The organism is Peribacillus alkalitolerans (genome assembly GCF_010882125.1).
Taxonomy (GTDB): Bacteria; Bacillota; Bacilli; order Bacillales; family DSM-1321; genus Bacillus_BN; species Bacillus_BN alkalitolerans.
The window spans coordinates 19223-38914 of sequence record NZ_JAAGVZ010000024.1 but is presented as its reverse complement, the minus strand read 5'-3'; the positions used below and the strand labels follow the sequence as shown (position 1 = coordinate 38914).

The window sequence follows — 19692 nt, the reverse complement described above, 5'->3', positions numbered from 1 at the left end:
GTACTATCATTATCTCATATTCAAGATATTTTAATTAAAGACATTAATTCGAGGAGGTGGTTAAATGGAAAGTAAATGCACAAGCGAACCATTTATGTTATTAATGCAAACGTCAAGAGCAAATCAAGAACGTATAAGGGAAGATTTGACCCAAAACAATTTAAGTAATACGGAATTTTCTGTTCTAGAGGTACTATTCCATAATGGAAAACAAACTATACAGCAGATAGGGAATAGCATACTAATTTCGAGTGGATCAATGACATATGTTATTGATAAATTAGAACAAAAAGCAATATTAAAACGAAACGCATGTCCTGAAGACCGCCGAGTTATACATGTAACTTTAACGGATGATGGTTTGAATTAATAAACAAAATAATGCCGAAACATAAGGAATTCGTAAATTATACTTTTGAGTCCTTAAGTAGTAATGAGGCAGAGACTTTTGTTCACCTATTGAAGAAAGTAAAGGAAAGAGTAGGAAATTAAATTTTTTTATGTGATTATCTCGAATTCAAGATAATTAACACATATAGGAGGATATTAAAATGATGGATATTGGTTTATTAATTATTCGATTGGTAATTGGTGTTTTATTTATTGGCCATGGTGCTCAAAAATTGTTTGGTTGGTTCGGGGGTTATGGATTAGAAGGGACTGGAGGCTGGTTTGAATCAATTGGTATGAAACCTGGCGTAACCATGGCACTTTTCGCTGGATTAGCTGAATTTATTGGAGGAATTTTGTTTGCTTTAGGACTTTTAACTCCACTTGCAGGAATTATGATTGCAGGAACTATGGTAATGGCTATCGTTAAAGTGCATGCTCCAAATGGATTATGGGCAACATCTAATGGATATGAATATAACCTAACTTTGCTTGCAGTTGCTATCGGTACTGTTTTAATGGGACCTGGACGCTACGCGGTAGATCCTTTTTTATTCTAAAATATCTCGAATTGAAGATTATTTAACTAAAGAGGATTAGTGTGACATGACTGATTTTATACAAGTGATAAAGGAAAGGCGATTTGCAAGTAATTTCCTACCTGATTATACGAAAAAAAAGAAGAACTAAATGAAGTATTTGAATTGGTTAAATGGGGACCATCTGCTTTTAACCTTCAGCACACAAATTATTTAACTGTTATAGATCATTGTCTAAAAGAGAAGTTAAGAGTGGTTGCAAATGGACAATATAAAGTAGCTAGTGCATCAGCAGTAGTCATTGTATTAGGAGATAAAAAAAGCGTTTCATCAAGCACCTAAAATATATGAAGGTTTAAAGATGTTAGGGATTGTTTGTAAGTAAGAATACGATCATATTGTCAATGATTCTGTGTCATTTTATGAATCAAAAGGGCAAGAATTTCAAAGGGAAGAAGCTATTAGAAATGCTTCCTTATCAGCCATGCTATTTATGTTAGCTGCCAAGGAAAAGGGATGGGACACTTGCCCAATGATTGGATTTAATTCTGAAGCTATCAAAGATGTTTTAAACATGGATCAGCAATACGAAGTGGTGCTTATGATTACACTCGGGAAAGAGAAAGTGAAAAGTAGAAAACTCCGTGGCTATCGTAACCCAATAAGCGAATTCGTTACGTATATCTAAATGTAAACATTAATTAAATGTTAAAAAACAAATAGGAGTGTGGAAAATATGAGTAAAAAAACAATGGGCATTCATCATATAACAGCTATTGTAGGACATCCGCAGGAGAATGTAGATTTTTATGCTGGAGTTTTGGGTTTGCGTTTGGTGAAACAAACGGTAAATTTCGATGATCCAGGTACTTATCATTTGTATTTTGGTGATGAAGGTGGAAAACCAGGAACAATCATTACTTTCTTTCCATGGGCTAATGCTTATCAAGGGAAAATTGGAGACGGGCAAGTAGGGGTGACTTCATATGTTGTTCCTATAGGTGCTATGGAATTTTGGGAACAAAGACTAGAAAAGTTTAAGATTACTTTCACTAAAATGGAACGTTTTGGTGAGCAGTATTTAGAATTTAGTGATCCACACGGGCTTCACTTGGAAATAGTTGAACGAGAAGAAGGTGAAGTCAATACATGGACTTTTGGAGGGGTAACTCCTGAAGTTGCTATCAAAGGTTTCGGCGGTGCAACACTATTATCCACTCAGCCCAACAAAACAGCAGAATTGTTAGAAAAGGTAATGGGACTTGAGATTATTGGTAGAGAAGGTGACTTTATCCGCTTCCGTTCTTCAGCAGACATCGGAAATGTAATCGACCTAAAATTAACCTCGATTGGACGTGGAAAAGCGGGAGTGGGTACTGTACATCATATTGCATGGAGAGCAAGTGACGATCAAGACCAATTGGATTGGCAAAAATATGTTGCGGAAAATGGATATGGTGTCACTCCAGTTCAGGATAGAAATTATTTTAATGCAATTTACTTTAGGGAACATGGAGAAATACTATTTGAAATTGCAACGGACCCTCCTGGATTTGCGCATGATGAAACACAAGAGACTATGGGGGAAAACTTAATGCTGCCAGAACAGTATGAGAATCATAGAGAACAAATTGAAAGAGTGTTAATTCCGATCATAGTAAGGGAAATAGACTAATTTTACGAAAAGGAATGATTTCTTTGCTTTCAATAGATCCTTCTAAAAATAATGAAAGAGAAAATTATAAATTTCTAATTGGGAGTATTATCCCTAGACCTATTGCTTTCGTCACAACTTTTTCAAAAGATAGCGTTTTGAACGGTGCACCATTTAGTTACTTCAATATTGTATCTTCTAATCCCCCTATGATTTCTTTGTCCATTCAACGGTCTTCGGGGAGACAAAAGGATACAGCGAGGAACATCATCGAATCAAAGGAATTTGTTGTTCATATTGTAGATGAACAAAATGTTGAAAAAATAAATAGAACAGCGGCAAACCTTCCACCGGATCAAAGTGAGATAGATATAGCTAAATTAACCCCTGTTGAGAGTGTGAAAATTTCAGTTCCAGGCGTAAAGGAAGCGAAAATCAGATTGGAATGTTCTTTAGAACATTCCTTGGAATTGGGAGGTTTGGACTCACCTGGATGTGATTTTATCATCGGGAAAGTGGTTCAATTTCATGTTGACAGTGACATATATGAAAATGGAAGAATTGATCCTAGGGGACTTGCGGCTGTAAGCCGTTTAGCTGGTACGAACTATGCCAAAATAGGTGAGATTTTTTCCATAGAGCGACCAGAATAGATCTAAGAGTAAAAGAACTGGAGAGGATTAGCTTGCAAAAAACGTCAAGTATTCATCATATAACGACGATGGTCAACGATGCACAAAAAATATAGACTTTTATGTAGGCGTACTTGGGTTAAGGCTTATTAAAAACTTTGACCGTCCTGAAGTGTATCATCTTTATTTTGGATGAATCTGGTCAACCAGGAACGGTTATCACGTTTTTTCCTTGGGCTAAACAACTAAAGGGACGTATTGGTACAGGGAAGGTGGGTTGGGTCATTTTTTCCTTTAAACAATACTGACAAAAGGACTTTAGGCTAGATATTCGTCGTTGCATACTTCTTGGACCGATAAAGCTATGAAGGGTTTGGTGCTGAATAAAGCGACGAACGATGGACGGATTCAAATCATCGAGGTCAGTCGAACGCTTATGATCTTGTAAAAATGTCAGGAAAATTGATAAATCGCTTTCATAACTTCTAAGGGTATTTTTGGAATAATTTTGTTCAACTTCAAGATACAGTAAAAAGTCATCTAATGCTTGCTGAATTTCCATGAAAATAAACCTCAAGTAATTATTGGACAATGCCGGAATGTTATCAGGAAGTTCCTGAAATTATCTCATTTGGCGAAATTTTTATTTCGTCTCAAAACACTGAGAATACTAGGCTTTTGAGATATTTTCGGCAAATCCAACCTAACTTCCTATAATATATATTATGTAAACTAGATTGAAATTTAAACAGAACGATAAACGGCTCCCCCCAACTAATACACTAACGAGCGACACAATAATAATGGAGAAGTTTTGGTTCTATTTAATCTATTATTTCTTCTCATACCTAGAAATAGTAGGTCTTGTAGGTGGATACCCATAATGATTTCGATACCGCTTTTTGCACGTTCTAGAGAGCATTTAAGACATTTGGATAGTTGAATTATCTCCATTTCGGCAATCTCTATTATTTTTATTCTAGAACCTCTTAAATTTATTCTTTCTTCGGGTGTTAATGGAAGTTTTGGCGTTGTATTTTTAATTATAAATACCTCTTTGAATCAAATTAATTTCTATTTTAATGTATTTCCTTCATAAACAAATCCTGTGCATTTAGCATATTTTCTAAATTCAATATAAAATTCAATATTCTTTCTGGATCACCCTCTCTGTTAGTTTATTAAGAATTAACTTGTCCAAGTCTCTTTGGATTCTTAACTTTACCAGTTACCTTCTTTATAATGGACTGTATCCTTAGTAATTTCGATGAAATTTCTCTTAAGTTTGTTATGGAATAAATGCTCACCGTTATCTCCCTAAGGATACTTCTAAATAAAGAGTATTTATCCTAATAGCAGTTAAGTTGGAGTTTGTTGATAAGTATATTCAAGTTTTTCAGCGTACATTTTTGTTTAATAGGAAAAATATTATTACTTTATTACTTTGTGCTTTTGATTATTTGCATTTACTAAATGATTTTCTTACACCTTTTAATAATAATAAGTTTACAGTCATTGTAAATAAATAGACTAAAAAACTATATCTCAGATGCCAGCCTTTATAGGTATATAAGTGGAAGAAGTGTGTGGAGATCCATTCTAAAAATGTTAGAAGTAAAGCCCAGAACACAATATAATATGACTTTTTAGGTCTTATTAAAAAATAGAAGTGCATGGCAATATAAATGGTTCCTGGATATACAACCATGTGTAATGGTATATCAAATAATTCTCCGCTATCTAAATCCACCGTGTCATATAGATCTATTGGATCCATTGCAAGAATATAATCTCCTAATGAGGCGAGGTAAATATTTAAAAAGAAAATTAGTAATAATTCAGATGTTGATACAATACGAGACTTCTTATGGAGATAAAACACTATAAATCCAATGAGAAAAAATAAACTGATAATCCACCATTCATTTTTGTCAAAGTGTTTTGGGGATATAGGATCATAAATCTTAAGTAGTATTTCTCCAATATTATCCATTCCATTTCCCTTCTTTTATTAATTTTCCTTTTAAGAATTTCATAAAAAAATATGTTAATACAAAGGTTGTTATGTTATATCCAAATGAAATGAGAATTGGATACCAATGTGAATACTTTATTTTTATAACATCAAAAAAAGCATCAATTTCAAAGACTAAAATATAAGCTGTACACCAAATTAAGAAGAATACGAATATATAATTGAGAGATACCTTTCTTCTAATTAAACTTACTATCCATAGCTGTGATAGTGGAAACAACAGAACAAATTGGATATATGTTATCATGTATTCTTTTGGCTTTTTTACAATATGTAAAGTTTCGTAAGCAGATTGATATAGACCAAAACACCAAGAATTTACAGAAGCAATAAATAGAAATATGATAATAAGTTCATACCAATGGAATATTTTTAATAACCCCATTGAACGATATAGGAGAAAAACTGTAGTAAGTATGCTAATTCCCAATAACGCCACCAAGATCATATATAAATCTCCTCGATTTCCAAGGCATTTAGTAAGTATCAAAGAATGCTCAAGCTCTAGTTTATTTTCAATTCTTTTGATTGGTAACTTATTATAATTCATTCAATTTCATTTTAACTTCCCCAATTTTTCCAAGAAAAATAACACATCCCCCACCCTTTAACTGACACAATTAATTCATTTTCTTTTCCTTCATTAAAAATTAGGCTTGAAAATGATTTAAGATGGAATGATTCATCAATAAGTTCCTTACCACAATTTGGACAAAACTTCGGTTTCATAGTACTTAAATCTCCAGTCATTATATATCTATATTATATCCTTACCCTTTGGATTCTACTTGCACTATCTCGCCCTGTTAGTTCCATAAAAAAAGCCACCAAATTGGCAGCAAGCATCAGACATATAGATGACTACTTATGGCGTCCAGCGATCACCTTCATTAACTCTTGCCTCAGTTTGTTTAAGTGAAACATTTCACAATCTTTAATAAAAAAGAGAGTTGCCAAGAACTCCATAGATAAGTACCAAATCCATCGTTTACATAACATTATCGGAAGTTAAATGAGCTTACACATCCAAGCTATTGATGATAGCTAATATTTGATGATCTGTCCATTTTCCATTAATCTTTAGATTTTCTTTAGCTATACCTTCTTTTTTAAACCCTACTTTTTCTAATACATGAATAGATGCTATATTGTCAGGCATAGCTCCTGCTTCAATTCTATGTAGTTTTAATTCTCTAAAGGCAAAGTCTACAACAAGTCGAAGAGCTTCTGTTGTATAACCCTTTGCATTATACTCCTTATCTAAAGTAAATCCCGTATAACAGCTTTGGAGGTCTCCCCTAGCAATTTGAGTTAATGAAATGTCTCCGATAAGTTTATCAGTTGCTTTTAAAAAGATTCCAAAAGCATATAATTGCCCTTCATCTGTCTTTTTTAATGCCTGTTCAATGCGTATTTTTTGATGTTCTTCTGTATAAAAGGCTTCTGGGAGTAATGGGCTAACTCGTTGAAAAAATTCGCGATTTCTAGTATGTAAGTTAGCTAACTCGCTGGCGTCAGAAGTTTTGTAAAGTCGAAGATAAATTTGTTCCCCTACTAGTTTCATAAAATCCCTCCATTATCTTTTTACAACCATTATATTCTAATTAGGCAAAAGTAATGTAAATTCTTATTGCACTAACCGGCCCCTTTAGTGACATAGCAGCTTAATAAAAAAGCGTTCCTGATTATTACAGAAACGAATGAATTAGTTGGAATAGATTACTCCTTAATACTTTTATTAATATAATAAACACCGATAAAATGAATATTATACTCAACAATAAAGGTATGAATCCAATGTTATACAAAGCTGTTCCGAACGGAGCAAAATTAGAGCTCCTTCCTATCCCACCTTCTTCAGATGAATATAACGAATAGATTGCTGCCGAAATAAAAGTCATTCCGAATAAAAGGGTGCTGGATAGAACTCCAATACCACCAATTACAAGGTTTTTCATTTTTTTGCCCCTTAACTTAAAAATATAATTTATATATTAAATTCCATCCTTAACTCTCAGAACCTTTTCATTTAACAAATAAAGCTTATTTAACTAAACTCCCTCAATAAAGAAAGCGAATTCGCCCGTTTTCTCCGGTTTTCTCAGTTTTTCACAATTAGATAATTTGGTGTTATTTGTCATTAATGTGGTTTGATTTATCTCGAAAGGATAAATTTGGACCTTTGAAGAAAAAAAGACTCATAGCTCATTAGCCACTGGCTTATAAAAAATGGTGGATTAGTTAAATTATAATCGCACTGGTGGATGTCCACATCTCTCATGGAGGTCAACCCTCCTACATTAGAAGCATATTGTCTTACTTCAATAAAAAAAGCGATAACCCTTCTGGATCATCGCCATGAAAGTGAACTATAAAGGATCTTCACTAATTTGAATAAGAACCACCTGGTATAGTGAATAAATAAAAACCATTGTCTCCTCGTAATTGCCATCCTTCATAAAAATTACTGTCATGAAACAACTCAAGATAGATGCTGTTTTCAAAATTCCACAACTAAATCGGAAACTTCTTCAAAATGAAGGATCTTCACTATTCTTTTTCCCATTAGAACCTTCTCAACATTTTTATGTGAGTATCTTTCAGGAGAATTGATGCAATCTGAATACCCAATAGCTATTTCATTAGCAATTTTCAACCTCTACGGGCATTCTATTAATAAACCACCAGTTTCAAAAGTCATTCCCAATGGAAGATTCTCTTCCGTATTTACTTCAGTTACCATCTGACCAATGAAATAATTAAAATCAATATTTGTCAATTTTCTATACATATTCATCCCTACTTTAAAGAGAAATAATCTTCTTATTGTGTAACGATTTCTACTTATTTAAATTTACTTCTTCTTTAACTAACCTCCCCCTTTTGTAGCATAAGAAAGGGTGACGAATAGCTTCGTTACTTGAAGAATGATATGTATTAAAAGTAATTGGGGATATCATATGATATGGAGGAGATATCATTTTCTTTTGAGTAATACATACAAACACTGTCTTTATAGTTTTGACTTTCATTAGGTAGAGCAACAAAACCTAATCTTTTGTAAAAATCTGTCCCAATATCACTATACAGGAAAAAGTTGTTACAGTTTTCTTCCTGTTCTAATTTATTTATTGTTGCTTTAACTAATAAAGAAGCATATCCATTTTTTCTTAATTGTACAGGAGTAGCTATTGAACCAATCCCTTTTACAATTAAGTCTTCTGAAGGATTAAGTCCATATACTATGAGAGTGCTTAATAATGCCTTTGTATCTGTTTCTTCAAGAACGTACCATTTCCCCTTTTTATACTTACTGGAATCCTGACACATAGTTATATATTCATGCGAGTGCATATCATCTCCCCAAACATCAAATCCCATCATATAAATCTCTATCATATCTTCTTTTGTTGCTTCCCTAATTTTTTTCAAAGTACCTCTCCTTGTGTTGTATGGATGTCCATTCTTTCGACTTTTAGGTTAATAAGACCTTTATTCTAATTGCTCTAACCTGCCCCTTTAGTCAAAAAAGAAAAGCTGTCATATATTGACAGCGTTATTCTCTCCTTCTATGTAATCTCATTTATCTTTTACACGTTTCTGAATACCAAATGATATAAGTATTTTCGTTACATGTTATTGCTTCCCAATTCATCTTGTAAATTATATCTTTTATGTTTTCATCTTTTGTTAATAAGATAGTAATAAATTTTACTCCTTTTTGAAGTAAAGCTTCTGGCTGCTAATTTAAGAATAAACTTCACATATTATGCCTACGTTTGTAATAATCACTCCTCACATCATGTTTCCTTTAATCTGCGACTCTTTCGCCATTAATATAATAAGCAGGCTCGGAGAAAGGAATAAACACGACCTCTACCTCACCAACCCCCATTGACATGATATGTTTGGTAATGGATTTGGCTAATTGATCACGAGTTTCTTGCCCACGTTCAAACCATTTGACCTCAATTAGAGGGAAAGACGGAATTTCTATCCCGTCAAATATAAACGTGGAATGAGGCACTTCAAACGTAAAATTATCAGTCCCGCATTCACAAATTTCTGCAAGCTCTCCTACTAATGGCTTGCTGATTCTTTTCATCTCTTCTATCGATACTCCTCGAATCACTAAGTGTGGCAATGTATTCCCTCCAATAATCATGTATTATCATCTTTTTAGTTTTTACTAGATATTTTATAGCAAATCTCCTGATAAACAAAACTGCCCCGATAGTAAAAATGATTGATTAAAAATTGCAGTTTTAGCTTGGATAAATTAGACTATTTACTTCACGATCCTTATTATATATAAATTTTTTAAGTTTCCATGCTAGGTCATCTAATTGCCCAATTTCAGTTAGTATATAGAAATGAGATCGCATTTTATAGGGTAGTTCACGTTTGTTATCAGCAAAAATTTCAACCCCAACTATCCCTCTTTTTTCTTGTAAAAAAAATCTCATGGATACGTAATGATTATTACTGACATTTTCACTTCCAGAAATCCAAATCAACACTTTTTTACCCATGTCTTTTGTGAAACTTTCTAAACCTATTTGTAATTTTTCTAGCTGCTCATTATCCAAGTATATTTGTATATCAACACTACAATCGTTTCCTATTAGTTCTAGATTTACCTCATAAAAGTCATCATAATCTTCCCATATTTTCCTCATTCTAAATTGAGGTTCTGCCATCTCAAAACCACCTTATAACAATAAAAAATATTATTACTATTTAAGTAACCTGCTCTGTTACTTGAATAAGAAAATGGCATTACCTCTTAATTGAAGTAATACCCAAACAAGAAAAAACGCTATTTATGGCAGCCTGAACTTAAAATAAAGCACTTGTTATTTTACCAGGTATTAATCATCAACCCCATATAAATGATAAAAGTTATTGGGGTTGTTAAAAGAAACATATTTCTAAGTTTATGACGTTCTTTTTCATCTTTTGATGAAATAAAAATGTATCTTCTAACACCAAGACCTAATAACCAAATTCCAATGATAGTTGATAATAATACAATAAAAAAGTTTAAATTTGGAAAAGATTCTGTTGTTACAGCAATTTCTATCAGTGCTCCCAATGAAATATAAAAAATAAAAAATAACATAAAATTGTAAATAAAAAGTACAATCCAGTTGTTTTTACGGCTCATAATAAATCCACACCTTGTCAAAACTTAATCTTAATTTTATATTTCAGTTGTCATCATAAAGACTTGCCCACTACGTTAACAAAAATATTTTAATCATTTATTTTAATTATACCATATTTTACCTATATAAACTTAATTCTACAACATCTTTAATTTTATATTAATATACTATACTGGATCAGTTGTCAGAACAGGCTGCACTCTTAAGAAATCTATCGAAAAAAACATTCCGAGAGACAGATAGATCTCATTAAACACGTATGAATCGCCTTGGAGTTTTCAAAATTTGTTTATTTTCAACTAACGCCCACGTTACATGAATAAGGAGAAAGAATATATGATTTTTTCTCGCTCAATTCTTCTCTTCTATTTTGTTATTTCCAAACTTCAAGTAACTCTAGAATTTATCATCGTTTTTGTTAATCCATAGATGAAATCTAGAAACAACTTGTAAAAATAGAAAATATCCTATTATGGTATACAAGTGGTTCCACTGTTTAGAATGGACAAAGAAGCCAAATTCCTCTGCCTTTTTTTCGAGAGCAGCCATTCCTAAACTAATAATTATGATGAAAATTCGTCTCTTCCAATTGCTCCAGTTTTGCATAAGCATTAATATACCCCTCATTAGGGTTGGAAGCCCTACCAACGTAAATAAAATGTTAATAGAAAACACAGATGGGAGAGGCCTATTCGGGAAGGAGTAAAGTTGACTCCCAATAAATAAAAGATCTAAATAGGATCCTATTAAGGAGGATAATATCATTGCTGGAATATAGGTTTTAATCCCATATAGAAATTGCCTTTTTCGCAAGGGCTGCAAGTTCAAGTTTTTTAAGTGTTTTACAGTATTCATTTAGAATTCCCCCATCTAGCGTTTCATCCTTATCTAATAGGTAATCTAAAACATGAAGGTCTTCAAACCAGTCCCCCACCTCCGCTTCAACATGTTTAACATTTTTCCAGACAGATTCGAGGCAGGGGCTATAAATTCTTCTTGCACCAGGTCTTAATTTACAGGAACTCAAGCGAATTGCGTATTTCTTACCTGGTAGTCCTTCATGGACATTGTTGAAAATATTTGGCCAATAATCCTTTCTTGAACCTGTATGAGGGTGACTCTTTGCCCACTGTTCTGTTTTTTTTAATACATCTTTGTTAAAAAGGACGGCGTAAAGTCTTTTTCCTAATAAAATTCTTTCATGAATGGAATGAAACTGATTAAGCGTTTGGCCCGCTATATTTAAAGTTCCGTTATCCAGATATGGAAAAAGAATATGATTAAAGGACAATATGTCCTGCAGTTTATATTCGAGTGTATTAAAAACCTCGTTTATATAAATTGGATTTTTAACGACCCTTTTTTCTAAATAATTTTGTTCATTGATAATAAGGGCTATCGTTAGGAGGTACTTATTTTGATTTATCCAAAAATAGCTCCAAACGATTTCCATAAAAATAGAAATGTTTAAAAAAGGAAAAAGAGAAAACAACGGTTTATCTCTTTTTAAACTCTCTTGGTATAGTAAAAACTGTGGGTAAGCATCTTGAAAAATTAGCCAATTTCCCCGTTCTAAAAAGGAAAAAAAATAGCGTTTTTCCCTTCCGGATAATAATCTGGATAAGAGTTCACCTTTTAAATCGGTCATGTTCCAACCGCCATTTCGGGACACCATATGCCCCAAGAAAGCCCAATGGACTTCAGGGTGTTGATGATAAAAATCCAGGTACGCTTTTGTTCTAGTTACATTATTTTTATTCCATTCCTTTGTTTTCAGTATAATTTGGCGTAGGATCATCTCTTCCTCTATTGTTAGTCTTTTATTAGTTGTTAATTTTTTCCTTTTCTTGAATTCTTCCTTTAAAACCTCAATAGGAGTTTTTTCTGGTTTCTTTCTGAAAAAAATACGTCATCCCTCCTTCATGAATTCTCCTCCTACACTGTGAATATGTATTATTGATTGAATCTTTCAGGGGAGAGGATTGAGTATTTATAATGATTAATACCGAAAAAGGCATTAAGTGGATAATCGAAACGCTTAAAAAAGATCAATCTCCCAATGGATCATGGAACTATCCATTTGAAACAGGCATTTCAACAGATTCATACATGATTATTTTATTGCGGACATTGGAAATTAATGATGAAGATTTAATTCGTGGCCTTGCATCAAGAATCATCAGCAAACAAGAGAAAAATGGGGCTTGGAAGTTATTTTATGATGAAAAAGATGGTAACTTAACGGCTACCTTGGAGGCATATTATGGACTTTTATACTCAGGGTATTTTAAGAAGGAAGATCCAAGGTTGAGAGCTGCTAAAAGCTTCATTATTGCACATGGCGGGATGGAAAATGTAAATGTATATACAAAAATCATGCTTGCAGTGACAGGACAGCATAAATGGCCTGTTTTTTTTCCAATACCAACCGAGGTCATTCTTTTCCCCCTTTCATTCCCAATAAATTTTTACCAATTTTCCGTTTATGGAAGAGTAAACCTTGCCCCTATTCTAATTTTGGCAGATAAAAAATTTAGCATGACGACGAAAAAAAGTCCCGATTTATCGGATTTATTTTTGAATAGAACTGGAGAAGATGACTGGGAAATTAACTCTGAGTGGCGATCTTTATTTTCATCTATGAAAGTGTGCGTAAAAAGTTTAATTGGATTACCGGCACAGCTTCATTCCATGTCGATTGATCGATTAAAAAGATATATGCTGGAGCGTATTGAACCAGATGGGACATTTTACAGTTATTACAGTTCTACATTTTTAATGATATATGCCTTACTAACACTTGGGTATTCCAAAAATGACCCGCTTATCACTAATGCTATAAATGGCTTAAAATCTATGAAAACGGAAATAAACGGGTTGCCCCATATGCAATATACAACTGCCACTGTATGGAATACTTCATTAATTAGCTCTGCTTTGCAGCTTGCAGATGTTCCTCCTGATGATCCAGTTATAAACAAAGCAAACCGGTACTTACTAGAACGTCAACATCATAAATTTGGTGACTGGGTGATTCATAATCCGGATGGTTTACCAGGTGGATGGGGATTTTCTGATGTAAATACTGTCAATCCGGATGTGGATGACTCAACAGCCTCACTAAGATCAATCGCCAGAGGTGTTTCAGACAATCCACAAAATCATGTGGTATGGGACCGGGGTATAAATTGGCTGTTCACCATGCAAAATGATGATGGTGGTTGGGCTTCTTTTGAAAAAAATATTGATAATAAATGGCTAGGGCTACTACCGATTGAAAAAAGTAAATTTATGTTTGCCGACCCTTCATCAGCTGATTTGACTGGAAGAACCCTTGAATTTTTCGGAAACTATACAAATTTGCCAAGAAATCATCCTTCTGTAAAAAAAGCGGTAAAATGGCTGATAAAAAATCAAGAAAAAGATGGGTCATGGTACGGCAGATGGGGAATTTGCTATTTATATGGAACCTGGTCCGCTATCACAGGTCTTACTTCTGTTGGATTACCCACAAACCATAAAAGCATACAACACGCAACAACTTGGTTAAAAAGCATTCAGAATAGTGACGGCGGCTGGGGAGAATCCTGTATGAGCGATTTGCAAAATAAATACGTTCCGCTAGGTACAAGTACCTTGACCGACACTTCCTGGGCACTTGATTCATTGATTGCAGTTGAAGAAAGTCCGACTACAGAAATTCAAAGTGGGATTACGTATATACTAGAATCGCTCCAAAAAGAAGATTGGACTACAGATTATCCTAAGGGGCAAGCAATGGCAGGGGGATTTTACGTTCATTATCACAGCTACCGCTATATCTATCCCTTGCTGGCTTTGTCCCATTATCATAGAAAGTATGTAAAATGATAAATATCGAAGGACGAGTCCAGGTAAGAATTTAAAATACTTATCTGGCTTATCATTCTCTGGACCCCAACTAGATCCAAAAGTTAATGCATTATTTTCTATAGCTTGATGAATATAATGTTGAGCTTTTTCGTTAAAATCTTTTTCTGGACCCTCTGCCTAACTATTTTTGATTACTTTTCTCTTGTCTTTACTTACGCAAAAGTTTTATTTCCTTATCAATAATGCCTTTTAGTCCCAATACAATGTGCATGACAGCAAAAGAAATGACTCCATTAATAATATAGAAAGGAACCAAGTTTCTTCTGAATTACAGCCCCAATAGTTAGTACATTATACTTGGTTCTTTAATTATTTCTAACTAAATAATCTAACCTGCCCCGTTAGTCAAACAAGCAAAAAGACCTCCGTAGCGATCACCATCTTTACCTCTTGCCCTCGTTAGTTGAAGGTTAATTCTACACAATCTAATTTCAAATTCGGTTAATTATCATTTACATCATATTGGAGTGGTATGGTTCGCAATTGATACTATCCCGAACTTTCCTTCCAGTAGTTCAGTTTTTATCCTTTTGCGAACCATCTTGTATATTCCCCTTCTTTTACTCTAGTTCTTCTTCTAAGATCTTGATTGTAGTTCCATATTTGATAAACATCTGAATCAGTTTTACTTTTGAGTGGTATGGCATTGGATTCACCATAAAGTCATCTTCCCTTCAATTATTGATTAGTAAAAGTACAGGAAGCTTCTTTCTTTAGATATCCCTAGATTACAATTCAGTCCTTGAATGATTTCACAGTTAGGATATTCACGCTGAAATTTCCTACGAAGTTTTTTGTTTTCTATTTCTACTTCTACTTCAGCCAGGTTAATGTTCTTTAATATTTCTTCCAAGTTCTTTCCCGCTTCAATAAACCCTAATGACGGCAAATAAATCCAACACTGCTTATCTCCGATTCTTCATAATCGCATCCCTCCTTTTATAAGGAATTAGGCACGTTTTTTGTAATCCTATTGTCACTTGTGATGGATTTGTTAAAAAGGTAATTACGAAAAGTGAAAACATATTGGTTTTAAGAAATTTAACTACACTTCTAAGCGAATACACTTTCCGTATTGCTTAGGTTAATGCCTCAAGCAATTTGTCCTTATTTACATATGATGTTTTGTAGTTTAATAAAAAAATAACGGAGTGATTAATATGTTTTTTGGATGCTGCTGTCGTAATCGTAGGAACAGAGGTGGTGTATTAGGTATTTTTGACAGAGACAGAGATCGTGACAGAAGAAGAGACTTTACATTTGATGCTAGAATCACCATCGACAGAGACGACTTCTGTCGTGCGGTAGATCGTTGCGATGACAGAAGAGACGACAGAAGAGATGATAGAAGTGACGACAGAAGAGATGACAGAGATCGTGACAGAAGAAGAGACTTTACATTTGATGCTAGAATCATCATCGACAGAGACGACTTCTGTCGTGCGGTAGATCGTTGCGATGACAGAAGAGAAGACATAAGAGACGATAGAGATCGTCGCCGTTGCTGTTGGAATTGGATTTTCTAATATCTTTTGTTAGTGCACATTAGAATACTAGTTCTAATTAACATTTCAGCAATATGAAACCCCATACTAATCTATGGGGTTTTTAATATGTATTTAATCCCTTCAAGGGGAAGAAAAGCCCATTATCTTGGTCAAGTCTTGTAAATTATTAAGTTCCTTATCCAGGTTTCTTTCGACCTGATTGGGAACATGGTAAATTTCCAACACATCACCTAATTCCATATACTTTTCAATGTACTTTAGAAATAAACGATTTCCAACTCCATTTACTTCATATACGTAGGGCAAAGAAAACAGCCCCTCGATTTCTTTCTTCCAATAATCATCGGCCTCTTGAACAGTGAAAAAGATAAAATCTTCCTCACTCTCAAACACTGTTCTTTTATTGTATTCTTCAATTTCATCTGGTATTTCAAATGGCTTGGATGAAGCTAAGAATGTAATTTCTGTCATTCTTATAACTTCCTTTCCCTAAAATAAATGAAAGTTCCTTATTACTAAGATTTGCATCATATTGTGTTCTTCGTTTTATTTACAAACCCTTCTTTAACTAACCTCCCCTTTAGCGATAAACTACCATAGAGACTGCCCTAACATTCAGTATTTGATAAAATTAGATCTTTCAATTAAACCTTTTTGTATATGTATTCTTTTGCTTCCTTTATTTGTTGATTCTGTCACTCGTACTCTCATTTCAATCAAAAACTCTTCTTGTTGATTCGGAGAATAATGAATGTGGATTAAAGACTCATAAATATCACTGATAACCATTAATTGATGGACTTTCACAAAATGAATTAGTTTTTGTAAGTTAAAAAAATATTCTTCTTGTGATATGCTTTTAAACGTTATACATACGTATTTACCTTTCGGAATACTTGCAACTTCCGTATCTTGCATAAGTAATGAAATTTGTTTGTTTGTCAAAACAGGTGTAAATAAATATCGATAAGCAACTTCATCAATATGTTTATATGGCTGATAAGAGAATATAGCGCCATAGCCATAGTTCCTAAAGCCTTCTGTGGAAGCATCAAATTTCTTAAATTTACTGTATGAAGCATTTAAAATATTTTTCGGATCAATTCCTTTTGCCTTTGTCTGTAAAATTTGCATTTCATCTTCATATGAAAGGAACACTTCCCCTAGTGAAGGATTTTCCTTCTGCCTTTGCAACCCCTTTTTTGCATTTGCAATAATTTTTTCGATTTCTAATAAAGATTCTATCTGTTTCCTTACAATTATTTCTTGTTCTGATAAAAAGTCGGAAAAATCATCTCTCTTTAATCCTTGTACTTTTTTCATTTCTTCTAATGGAGTACCAATATATTTTAATGATTTGATTAGATCGAGAAGATGAATTTGTGAGTCTTTATAATATCGATAGTTAGTATCCGGGTCTACATAAGCAGGTTTAAATAAATTTATTTTATCGTAATAACGAAGGGCTTTAATAGAAACATTCACCAGTTTTGAGACTTCACCAATGGTATAAAGCTTTTCCTTCATTTCTATCACTTCCTTATATTAGTATATGTAAAAGAAGCATATTCTTTTCGGTAAACAAAGAATACGCTTTTTGATTCTTAAGCTGTACGTTTTGCTGGCTCTTTCCAAGCAAGGGTTAACCCAATACCAACTGCCAATATGACTGTTGCAAAATAAAACGGATAGTTTAAGTCGATATCGAATAAAATCCCGCCAATAATTGGCCCAATTACATTACCAAGACTTGTAAACATCGAGTTCATGCCACCAACAAATCCTTGTTCATCGCCTGCAATTTTTGATAAATACGTTGTCACAGCTGGTCGCATTAAATCAAATCCGAGAAACACTGTTATCGTAACAAGTAAAATCGTAAAGTATGAGTTCACAACTGTTATTAAAAATACCAGTATCGTCGAGAGAAGTAGGCTGTAACGAATTAAACGAATTTCTCCGATCCATTTCGTAAAGTGATCAAATAATACAACCTGAACAATCGCTCCAACAATACCTCCGCCTGTTATCATGATGGCTATGTCTTTCGGTGTAAAACCAAATTTATGATCTGTAAAGAGAGAGAATAAGGATTCAAAGGCTGCTAAACCAAACTGTGAGATTAATATAACCATAAAAGATATAAAGTACATCGGTGCAAAAATTCGTTTAATCCCTGTATTTTGCTCTTTTACTTCTTTTTTTTCAGATTTTCGATTTGGTTCATGAAGTACAAAAATAGATAAAATAGATGCGAATCCCGCTAAAGTAGCTGCAAAGAAAAAAGGTAAACGAGAACCAATCTCTGCAAACCCTCCCCCAACCCCAGGCCCAATAATAAAACCTGTTGAAATAGCTGCCGACATAAATCCAAGCGCTTTTGCCCTTGTATCAACCGTTGTAATATCTGAAATAAATGCTGTTACAGCTGGCATGATGAATGCTGCACTGACACCTCCAAGCATACGAGAAATAAAAAGAACCTCAACAGTTTTTCCGATTCCGAATAATAACTCTGAAATACTAAAGATTATTAGACCTGTAATGATCATTGGTTTTCGTCCAAATCGGTCTACCCAACTACCTGCAATTGGGGAAACTATTAACTGTGTGACAGCGAATGCAGCTACCATATAACCCACAACATATCCAGATATCTTTAACTCATTCATAATTGAAGGAGTAACTGGAATTACTAGGCCGATTCCTAAAAAGACAATGAATAAATTCATCAATACTATGGCTAACGTCATGTTTTGTTTTTGCATATTGTTCTACTCCTTTTAAAAAACTTTACAGAACACAATGTAAAGCCTCCTCCTAGGGGAGAGTCAATGAATTTAATATAATATTCAATCGGTTTTGTCATGATAACACTCTTTTTTAGAGATAAGCGTAAATTTGGTATTATCATATATTTTATTCTTTTTCTATCACTAACCTGTCCCGTTACTAACATAAAAAGATTAAATAAAAAAAGCGAAAATCCTTCTGGATCATCGCTCAAGTTGGCCTAAAAATCTTCTTCGTTTAGTATTGGCATAAACTAGTAATATCATCGAAACTCCTAGTAAAAATAATTGCACAATAAGGTTGTTCAAATCTCCAGTATCAATATATGGTTATATAACCAAGACATTGAAGTAAGAAATCCTATTACCTATTCCAACATGCTCCTTTATTGGAAAAAGGAAAGCTGCCTTAATGACAGCTCTGATCTTCAGCCAACGCCCCCGTTTGTTATATATATATCTATTAATTTTCGAATCTTCCCCTACAAAAAAAGGGAAAGATGATGAAAATTATTTTTTTATATAATGAAGCATAGCAAGTTGACCTAATTTTTCTACTTTCGTTAATGTGTAATTTAGAGTAATATCCTCTCCGGTATAAAGGGAGATTCCTTTCCCTAAAATAATCGGCGCAATGGCTAGTTGGAATTCATCAATTAAATTTTCTTTAAAAAATTCACGAGCTAAATTTCCTCCGCCAATTAACCATATATCTTTACCAGGCTTTTGTTTAATATTTTTAATGAAAGTTTTGACTTCTTCATCAATAAATGAAGCGTATTCATCAGATCCACTAACAGATTTAGAAAATACATAATTTTTATAATCACTATAAGGATAGTCCATATCAAATCCACGAATGACATCATATGTTCCTTTTCCCATAACAACAGTATCAATTCTATCGAGGAGTGAATTGTAGCCAGAATCTCCTTCTACTTCTGTTGATTCTAGCCATTCTAATGTACCGTCATCATTTGCAATATAGCCATCAATTGAAGTACCAATGTATAAAATAATGTTACGCATGTTTCATGTGAGTCTCCTTTACTTTACTATTCA

At 33.5% G+C, this 19692-nt stretch carries 24 protein-coding genes and 2 pseudogenes; 8 read left to right on the top strand and 18 right to left on the bottom strand.

Annotation, left to right across the window (positions count from 1 at the left end; genetic code table 11):
• The first annotated feature begins 64 nt into the window (after nt 1–64).
• The 6 genes and pseudogenes from G3O09_RS19295 to G3O09_RS22605 form a co-directional block, all read left to right on the top strand.
• Nucleotides 65–370, top strand: coding sequence for a MarR family winged helix-turn-helix transcriptional regulator (locus G3O09_RS19295; protein ID WP_338048424.1), 306 nt, complete (start codon nt 65–67; stop codon nt 368–370).
• A 181-nt stretch (nt 371–551) separates the two neighbouring features.
• Nucleotides 552–950: a DoxX family protein gene (locus G3O09_RS19290; protein WP_163103072.1), complete on the top strand. Its 399-nt coding sequence runs from the start codon at nt 552–554 to the stop codon at nt 948–950.
• 46 nt (nt 951–996) lie between these two features.
• Nucleotides 997–1617 (top strand): annotated as a pseudogene (locus G3O09_RS19285) (nitroreductase family protein).
• A 48-nt stretch (nt 1618–1665) separates the two neighbouring features.
• Nucleotides 1666–2604, top strand: coding sequence for a ring-cleaving dioxygenase (locus G3O09_RS19280; protein ID WP_163103071.1), 939 nt, complete (start codon nt 1666–1668; stop codon nt 2602–2604).
• Nucleotides 2605–2627: 23 nt separating this feature from the next.
• Entirely contained in the window at nt 2628–3236 is a 609-nt protein-coding gene (locus tag G3O09_RS19275; RefSeq protein WP_163103070.1) for a flavin reductase family protein, read from the top strand.
• Nucleotides 3237–3304: 68 nt separating this feature from the next.
• Nucleotides 3305–3493, top strand: a pseudogene (locus tag G3O09_RS22605) (VOC family protein); the annotation flags it as partial.
• On the opposite strand, the gene G3O09_RS19270 reads toward G3O09_RS22605, so the two are convergent.
• The 13 genes from G3O09_RS19270 to G3O09_RS19220 form a co-directional block, all read right to left on the bottom strand.
• Nucleotides 3418–3777 (bottom strand): site-specific integrase, encoded by a 360-nt coding sequence (locus tag G3O09_RS19270; protein WP_163103069.1) that lies wholly within the window; start codon nt 3775–3777, stop codon nt 3418–3420. The pseudogene G3O09_RS22605 and the gene G3O09_RS19270 sit on opposite strands and share 76 nt — an antisense overlap.
• An 894-nt stretch (nt 3778–4671) precedes the next feature.
• Entirely contained in the window at nt 4672–5208 is a 537-nt protein-coding gene (locus G3O09_RS19265) for a hypothetical protein (RefSeq protein ID WP_163103068.1), read from the bottom strand.
• The gene (locus G3O09_RS19260; RefSeq protein WP_163103067.1) at nt 5201–5698 is read right to left on the bottom strand and encodes a hypothetical protein; all 498 of its coding nucleotides are present in this window, start codon (nt 5696–5698) and stop codon (nt 5201–5203) included. Before G3O09_RS19260 ends, G3O09_RS19265 begins: the two co-directional genes overlap by 8 nt.
• A 570-nt stretch (nt 5699–6268) precedes the next feature.
• The gene (locus G3O09_RS19255) at nt 6269–6814 is read right to left on the bottom strand and encodes a GNAT family N-acetyltransferase (RefSeq protein ID WP_163103066.1); all 546 of its coding nucleotides are present in this window, start codon (nt 6812–6814) and stop codon (nt 6269–6271) included.
• A 124-nt stretch (nt 6815–6938) separates the two neighbouring features.
• Nucleotides 6939–7208, bottom strand: coding sequence for a hypothetical protein (locus G3O09_RS19250; RefSeq protein WP_163103065.1), 270 nt, complete (start codon nt 7206–7208; stop codon nt 6939–6941).
• Between the two features lie 701 nt (nt 7209–7909).
• The gene (locus tag G3O09_RS22820; protein ID WP_275898341.1) at nt 7910–8041 is read right to left on the bottom strand and encodes a hypothetical protein; all 132 of its coding nucleotides are present in this window, start codon (nt 8039–8041) and stop codon (nt 7910–7912) included.
• A 146-nt stretch (nt 8042–8187) separates the two neighbouring features.
• Nucleotides 8188–8682, bottom strand: coding sequence for a GNAT family N-acetyltransferase (locus tag G3O09_RS19245; protein WP_163103064.1), 495 nt, complete (start codon nt 8680–8682; stop codon nt 8188–8190).
• A gap of 151 nt (nt 8683–8833) precedes the next feature.
• Nucleotides 8834–8950, bottom strand: coding sequence for a DUF2711 family protein (locus G3O09_RS19240; protein ID WP_275898342.1), 117 nt, complete (start codon nt 8948–8950; stop codon nt 8834–8836).
• A 111-nt stretch (nt 8951–9061) separates the two neighbouring features.
• Nucleotides 9062–9394, bottom strand: coding sequence for a DUF1904 family protein (locus G3O09_RS19235; RefSeq protein ID WP_163103063.1), 333 nt, complete (start codon nt 9392–9394; stop codon nt 9062–9064).
• A 121-nt stretch (nt 9395–9515) separates the two neighbouring features.
• The gene (locus tag G3O09_RS22600; protein WP_240338497.1) at nt 9516–9950 is read right to left on the bottom strand and encodes a hypothetical protein; all 435 of its coding nucleotides are present in this window, start codon (nt 9948–9950) and stop codon (nt 9516–9518) included.
• Between the two features lie 161 nt (nt 9951–10111).
• The gene (locus G3O09_RS19225) at nt 10112–10417 is read right to left on the bottom strand and encodes a hypothetical protein (RefSeq protein ID WP_163103062.1); all 306 of its coding nucleotides are present in this window, start codon (nt 10415–10417) and stop codon (nt 10112–10114) included.
• A 397-nt stretch (nt 10418–10814) separates the two neighbouring features.
• The gene (locus tag G3O09_RS22905) at nt 10815–11183 is read right to left on the bottom strand and encodes a CBO0543 family protein (protein WP_338048425.1); all 369 of its coding nucleotides are present in this window, start codon (nt 11181–11183) and stop codon (nt 10815–10817) included.
• 16 nt (nt 11184–11199) lie between these two features.
• Nucleotides 11200–12216, bottom strand: coding sequence for a DUF2515 family protein (locus tag G3O09_RS19220; RefSeq protein ID WP_240338496.1), 1017 nt, complete (start codon nt 12214–12216; stop codon nt 11200–11202).
• A gap of 197 nt (nt 12217–12413) precedes the next feature.
• Between G3O09_RS19220 and G3O09_RS19215 the strand changes: the two genes are divergently transcribed.
• Nucleotides 12414–14288, top strand: a complete 1875-nt coding sequence (locus G3O09_RS19215; protein WP_163103061.1) for a terpene cyclase/mutase family protein — start codon at nt 12414–12416, stop codon at nt 14286–14288.
• Nucleotides 14289–15015: 727 nt separating this feature from the next.
• On the opposite strand, the gene G3O09_RS19210 is transcribed toward G3O09_RS19215, so the two are convergent.
• Complete coding sequence (locus G3O09_RS19210; RefSeq protein ID WP_163103060.1) at nt 15016–15183, bottom strand: hypothetical protein; 168 nt, start codon at nt 15181–15183, stop codon at nt 15016–15018.
• 307 nt (nt 15184–15490) lie between these two features.
• Between G3O09_RS19210 and G3O09_RS19205 the strand changes: the two genes are divergently transcribed.
• Nucleotides 15491–15856, top strand: a complete 366-nt coding sequence (locus G3O09_RS19205; RefSeq protein WP_163103059.1) for a hypothetical protein — start codon at nt 15491–15493, stop codon at nt 15854–15856.
• Nucleotides 15857–15958: 102 nt separating this feature from the next.
• Here the strand turns inward: G3O09_RS19205 and G3O09_RS19200 are convergent, their stop codons facing one another.
• The 4 genes from G3O09_RS19200 to G3O09_RS19185 all read right to left on the bottom strand — a co-directional run bounded on the left by G3O09_RS19200 (nt 15959) and on the right by G3O09_RS19185 (nt 19659).
• A complete protein-coding gene (locus tag G3O09_RS19200; RefSeq protein WP_163103058.1) occupies nt 15959–16309 on the bottom strand; it encodes a hypothetical protein in 351 nt (116 codons plus the stop codon).
• Nucleotides 16310–16453: 144 nt separating this feature from the next.
• Nucleotides 16454–17365: a MerR family transcriptional regulator gene (locus G3O09_RS19195; RefSeq protein ID WP_163103057.1), complete on the bottom strand. Its 912-nt coding sequence runs from the start codon at nt 17363–17365 to the stop codon at nt 16454–16456.
• A gap of 77 nt (nt 17366–17442) precedes the next feature.
• Nucleotides 17443–18606: an MFS transporter gene (locus tag G3O09_RS19190; RefSeq protein WP_163103056.1), complete on the bottom strand. Its 1164-nt coding sequence runs from the start codon at nt 18604–18606 to the stop codon at nt 17443–17445.
• Between the two features lie 534 nt (nt 18607–19140).
• A complete protein-coding gene (locus G3O09_RS19185) occupies nt 19141–19659 on the bottom strand; it encodes a dihydrofolate reductase family protein (protein ID WP_163103055.1) in 519 nt (172 codons plus the stop codon).
• Nucleotides 19660–19692 lie beyond the last annotated feature (33 nt).

Bases quoted from the DNA above. Each gene is read 5' to 3' on its own strand.
- G3O09_RS19295 (WP_338048424.1), top strand. From the start codon at position 65: ATGGAAAGTAAATGCACAAGCGAACCATTTATGTTATTAATGCAAACG.
- G3O09_RS19290 (WP_163103072.1), top strand. From the start codon at position 552: ATGATGGATATTGGTTTATTAATTATTCGATTGGTAATTGGTGTTTTA.
- G3O09_RS19280 (WP_163103071.1), top strand. From the start codon at position 1,666: ATGAGTAAAAAAACAATGGGCATTCATCATATAACAGCTATTGTAGGA.
- G3O09_RS19270 (WP_163103069.1), bottom strand. From the start codon at position 3,777: ATGGAAATTCAGCAAGCATTAGATGACTTTTTACTGTATCTTGAAGTT.
- G3O09_RS19265 (WP_163103068.1), bottom strand. From the start codon at position 5,208: ATGGATAATATTGGAGAAATACTACTTAAGATTTATGATCCTATATCC.
- G3O09_RS19260 (WP_163103067.1), bottom strand. From the start codon at position 5,698: ATGATCTTGGTGGCGTTATTGGGAATTAGCATACTTACTACAGTTTTT.
- G3O09_RS19255 (WP_163103066.1), bottom strand. From the start codon at position 6,814: ATGAAACTAGTAGGGGAACAAATTTATCTTCGACTTTACAAAACTTCT.
- G3O09_RS19250 (WP_163103065.1), bottom strand. From the start codon at position 7,208: ATGAAAAACCTTGTAATTGGTGGTATTGGAGTTCTATCCAGCACCCTT.
- G3O09_RS22820 (WP_275898341.1), bottom strand. From the start codon at position 8,041: ATGTATAGAAAATTGACAAATATTGATTTTAATTATTTCATTGGTCAG.
- G3O09_RS22600 (WP_240338497.1), bottom strand. From the start codon at position 9,950: ATGGCAGAACCTCAATTTAGAATGAGGAAAATATGGGAAGATTATGAT.
- G3O09_RS19225 (WP_163103062.1), bottom strand. From the start codon at position 10,417: ATGAGCCGTAAAAACAACTGGATTGTACTTTTTATTTACAATTTTATG.
- G3O09_RS22905 (WP_338048425.1), bottom strand. From the start codon at position 11,183: ATGATATTATCCTCCTTAATAGGATCCTATTTAGATCTTTTATTTATT.
- G3O09_RS19220 (WP_240338496.1), bottom strand. From the start codon at position 12,216: ATGATCCTACGCCAAATTATACTGAAAACAAAGGAATGGAATAAAAAT.
- G3O09_RS19215 (WP_163103061.1), top strand. From the start codon at position 12,414: ATGATTAATACCGAAAAAGGCATTAAGTGGATAATCGAAACGCTTAAA.
- G3O09_RS19205 (WP_163103059.1), top strand. From the start codon at position 15,491: ATGTTTTTTGGATGCTGCTGTCGTAATCGTAGGAACAGAGGTGGTGTA.
- G3O09_RS19200 (WP_163103058.1), bottom strand. From the start codon at position 16,309: ATGACAGAAATTACATTCTTAGCTTCATCCAAGCCATTTGAAATACCA.
- G3O09_RS19195 (WP_163103057.1), bottom strand. From the start codon at position 17,365: ATGAAGGAAAAGCTTTATACCATTGGTGAAGTCTCAAAACTGGTGAAT.
- G3O09_RS19190 (WP_163103056.1), bottom strand. From the start codon at position 18,606: ATGCAAAAACAAAACATGACGTTAGCCATAGTATTGATGAATTTATTC.
- G3O09_RS19185 (WP_163103055.1), bottom strand. From the start codon at position 19,659: ATGCGTAACATTATTTTATACATTGGTACTTCAATTGATGGCTATATT.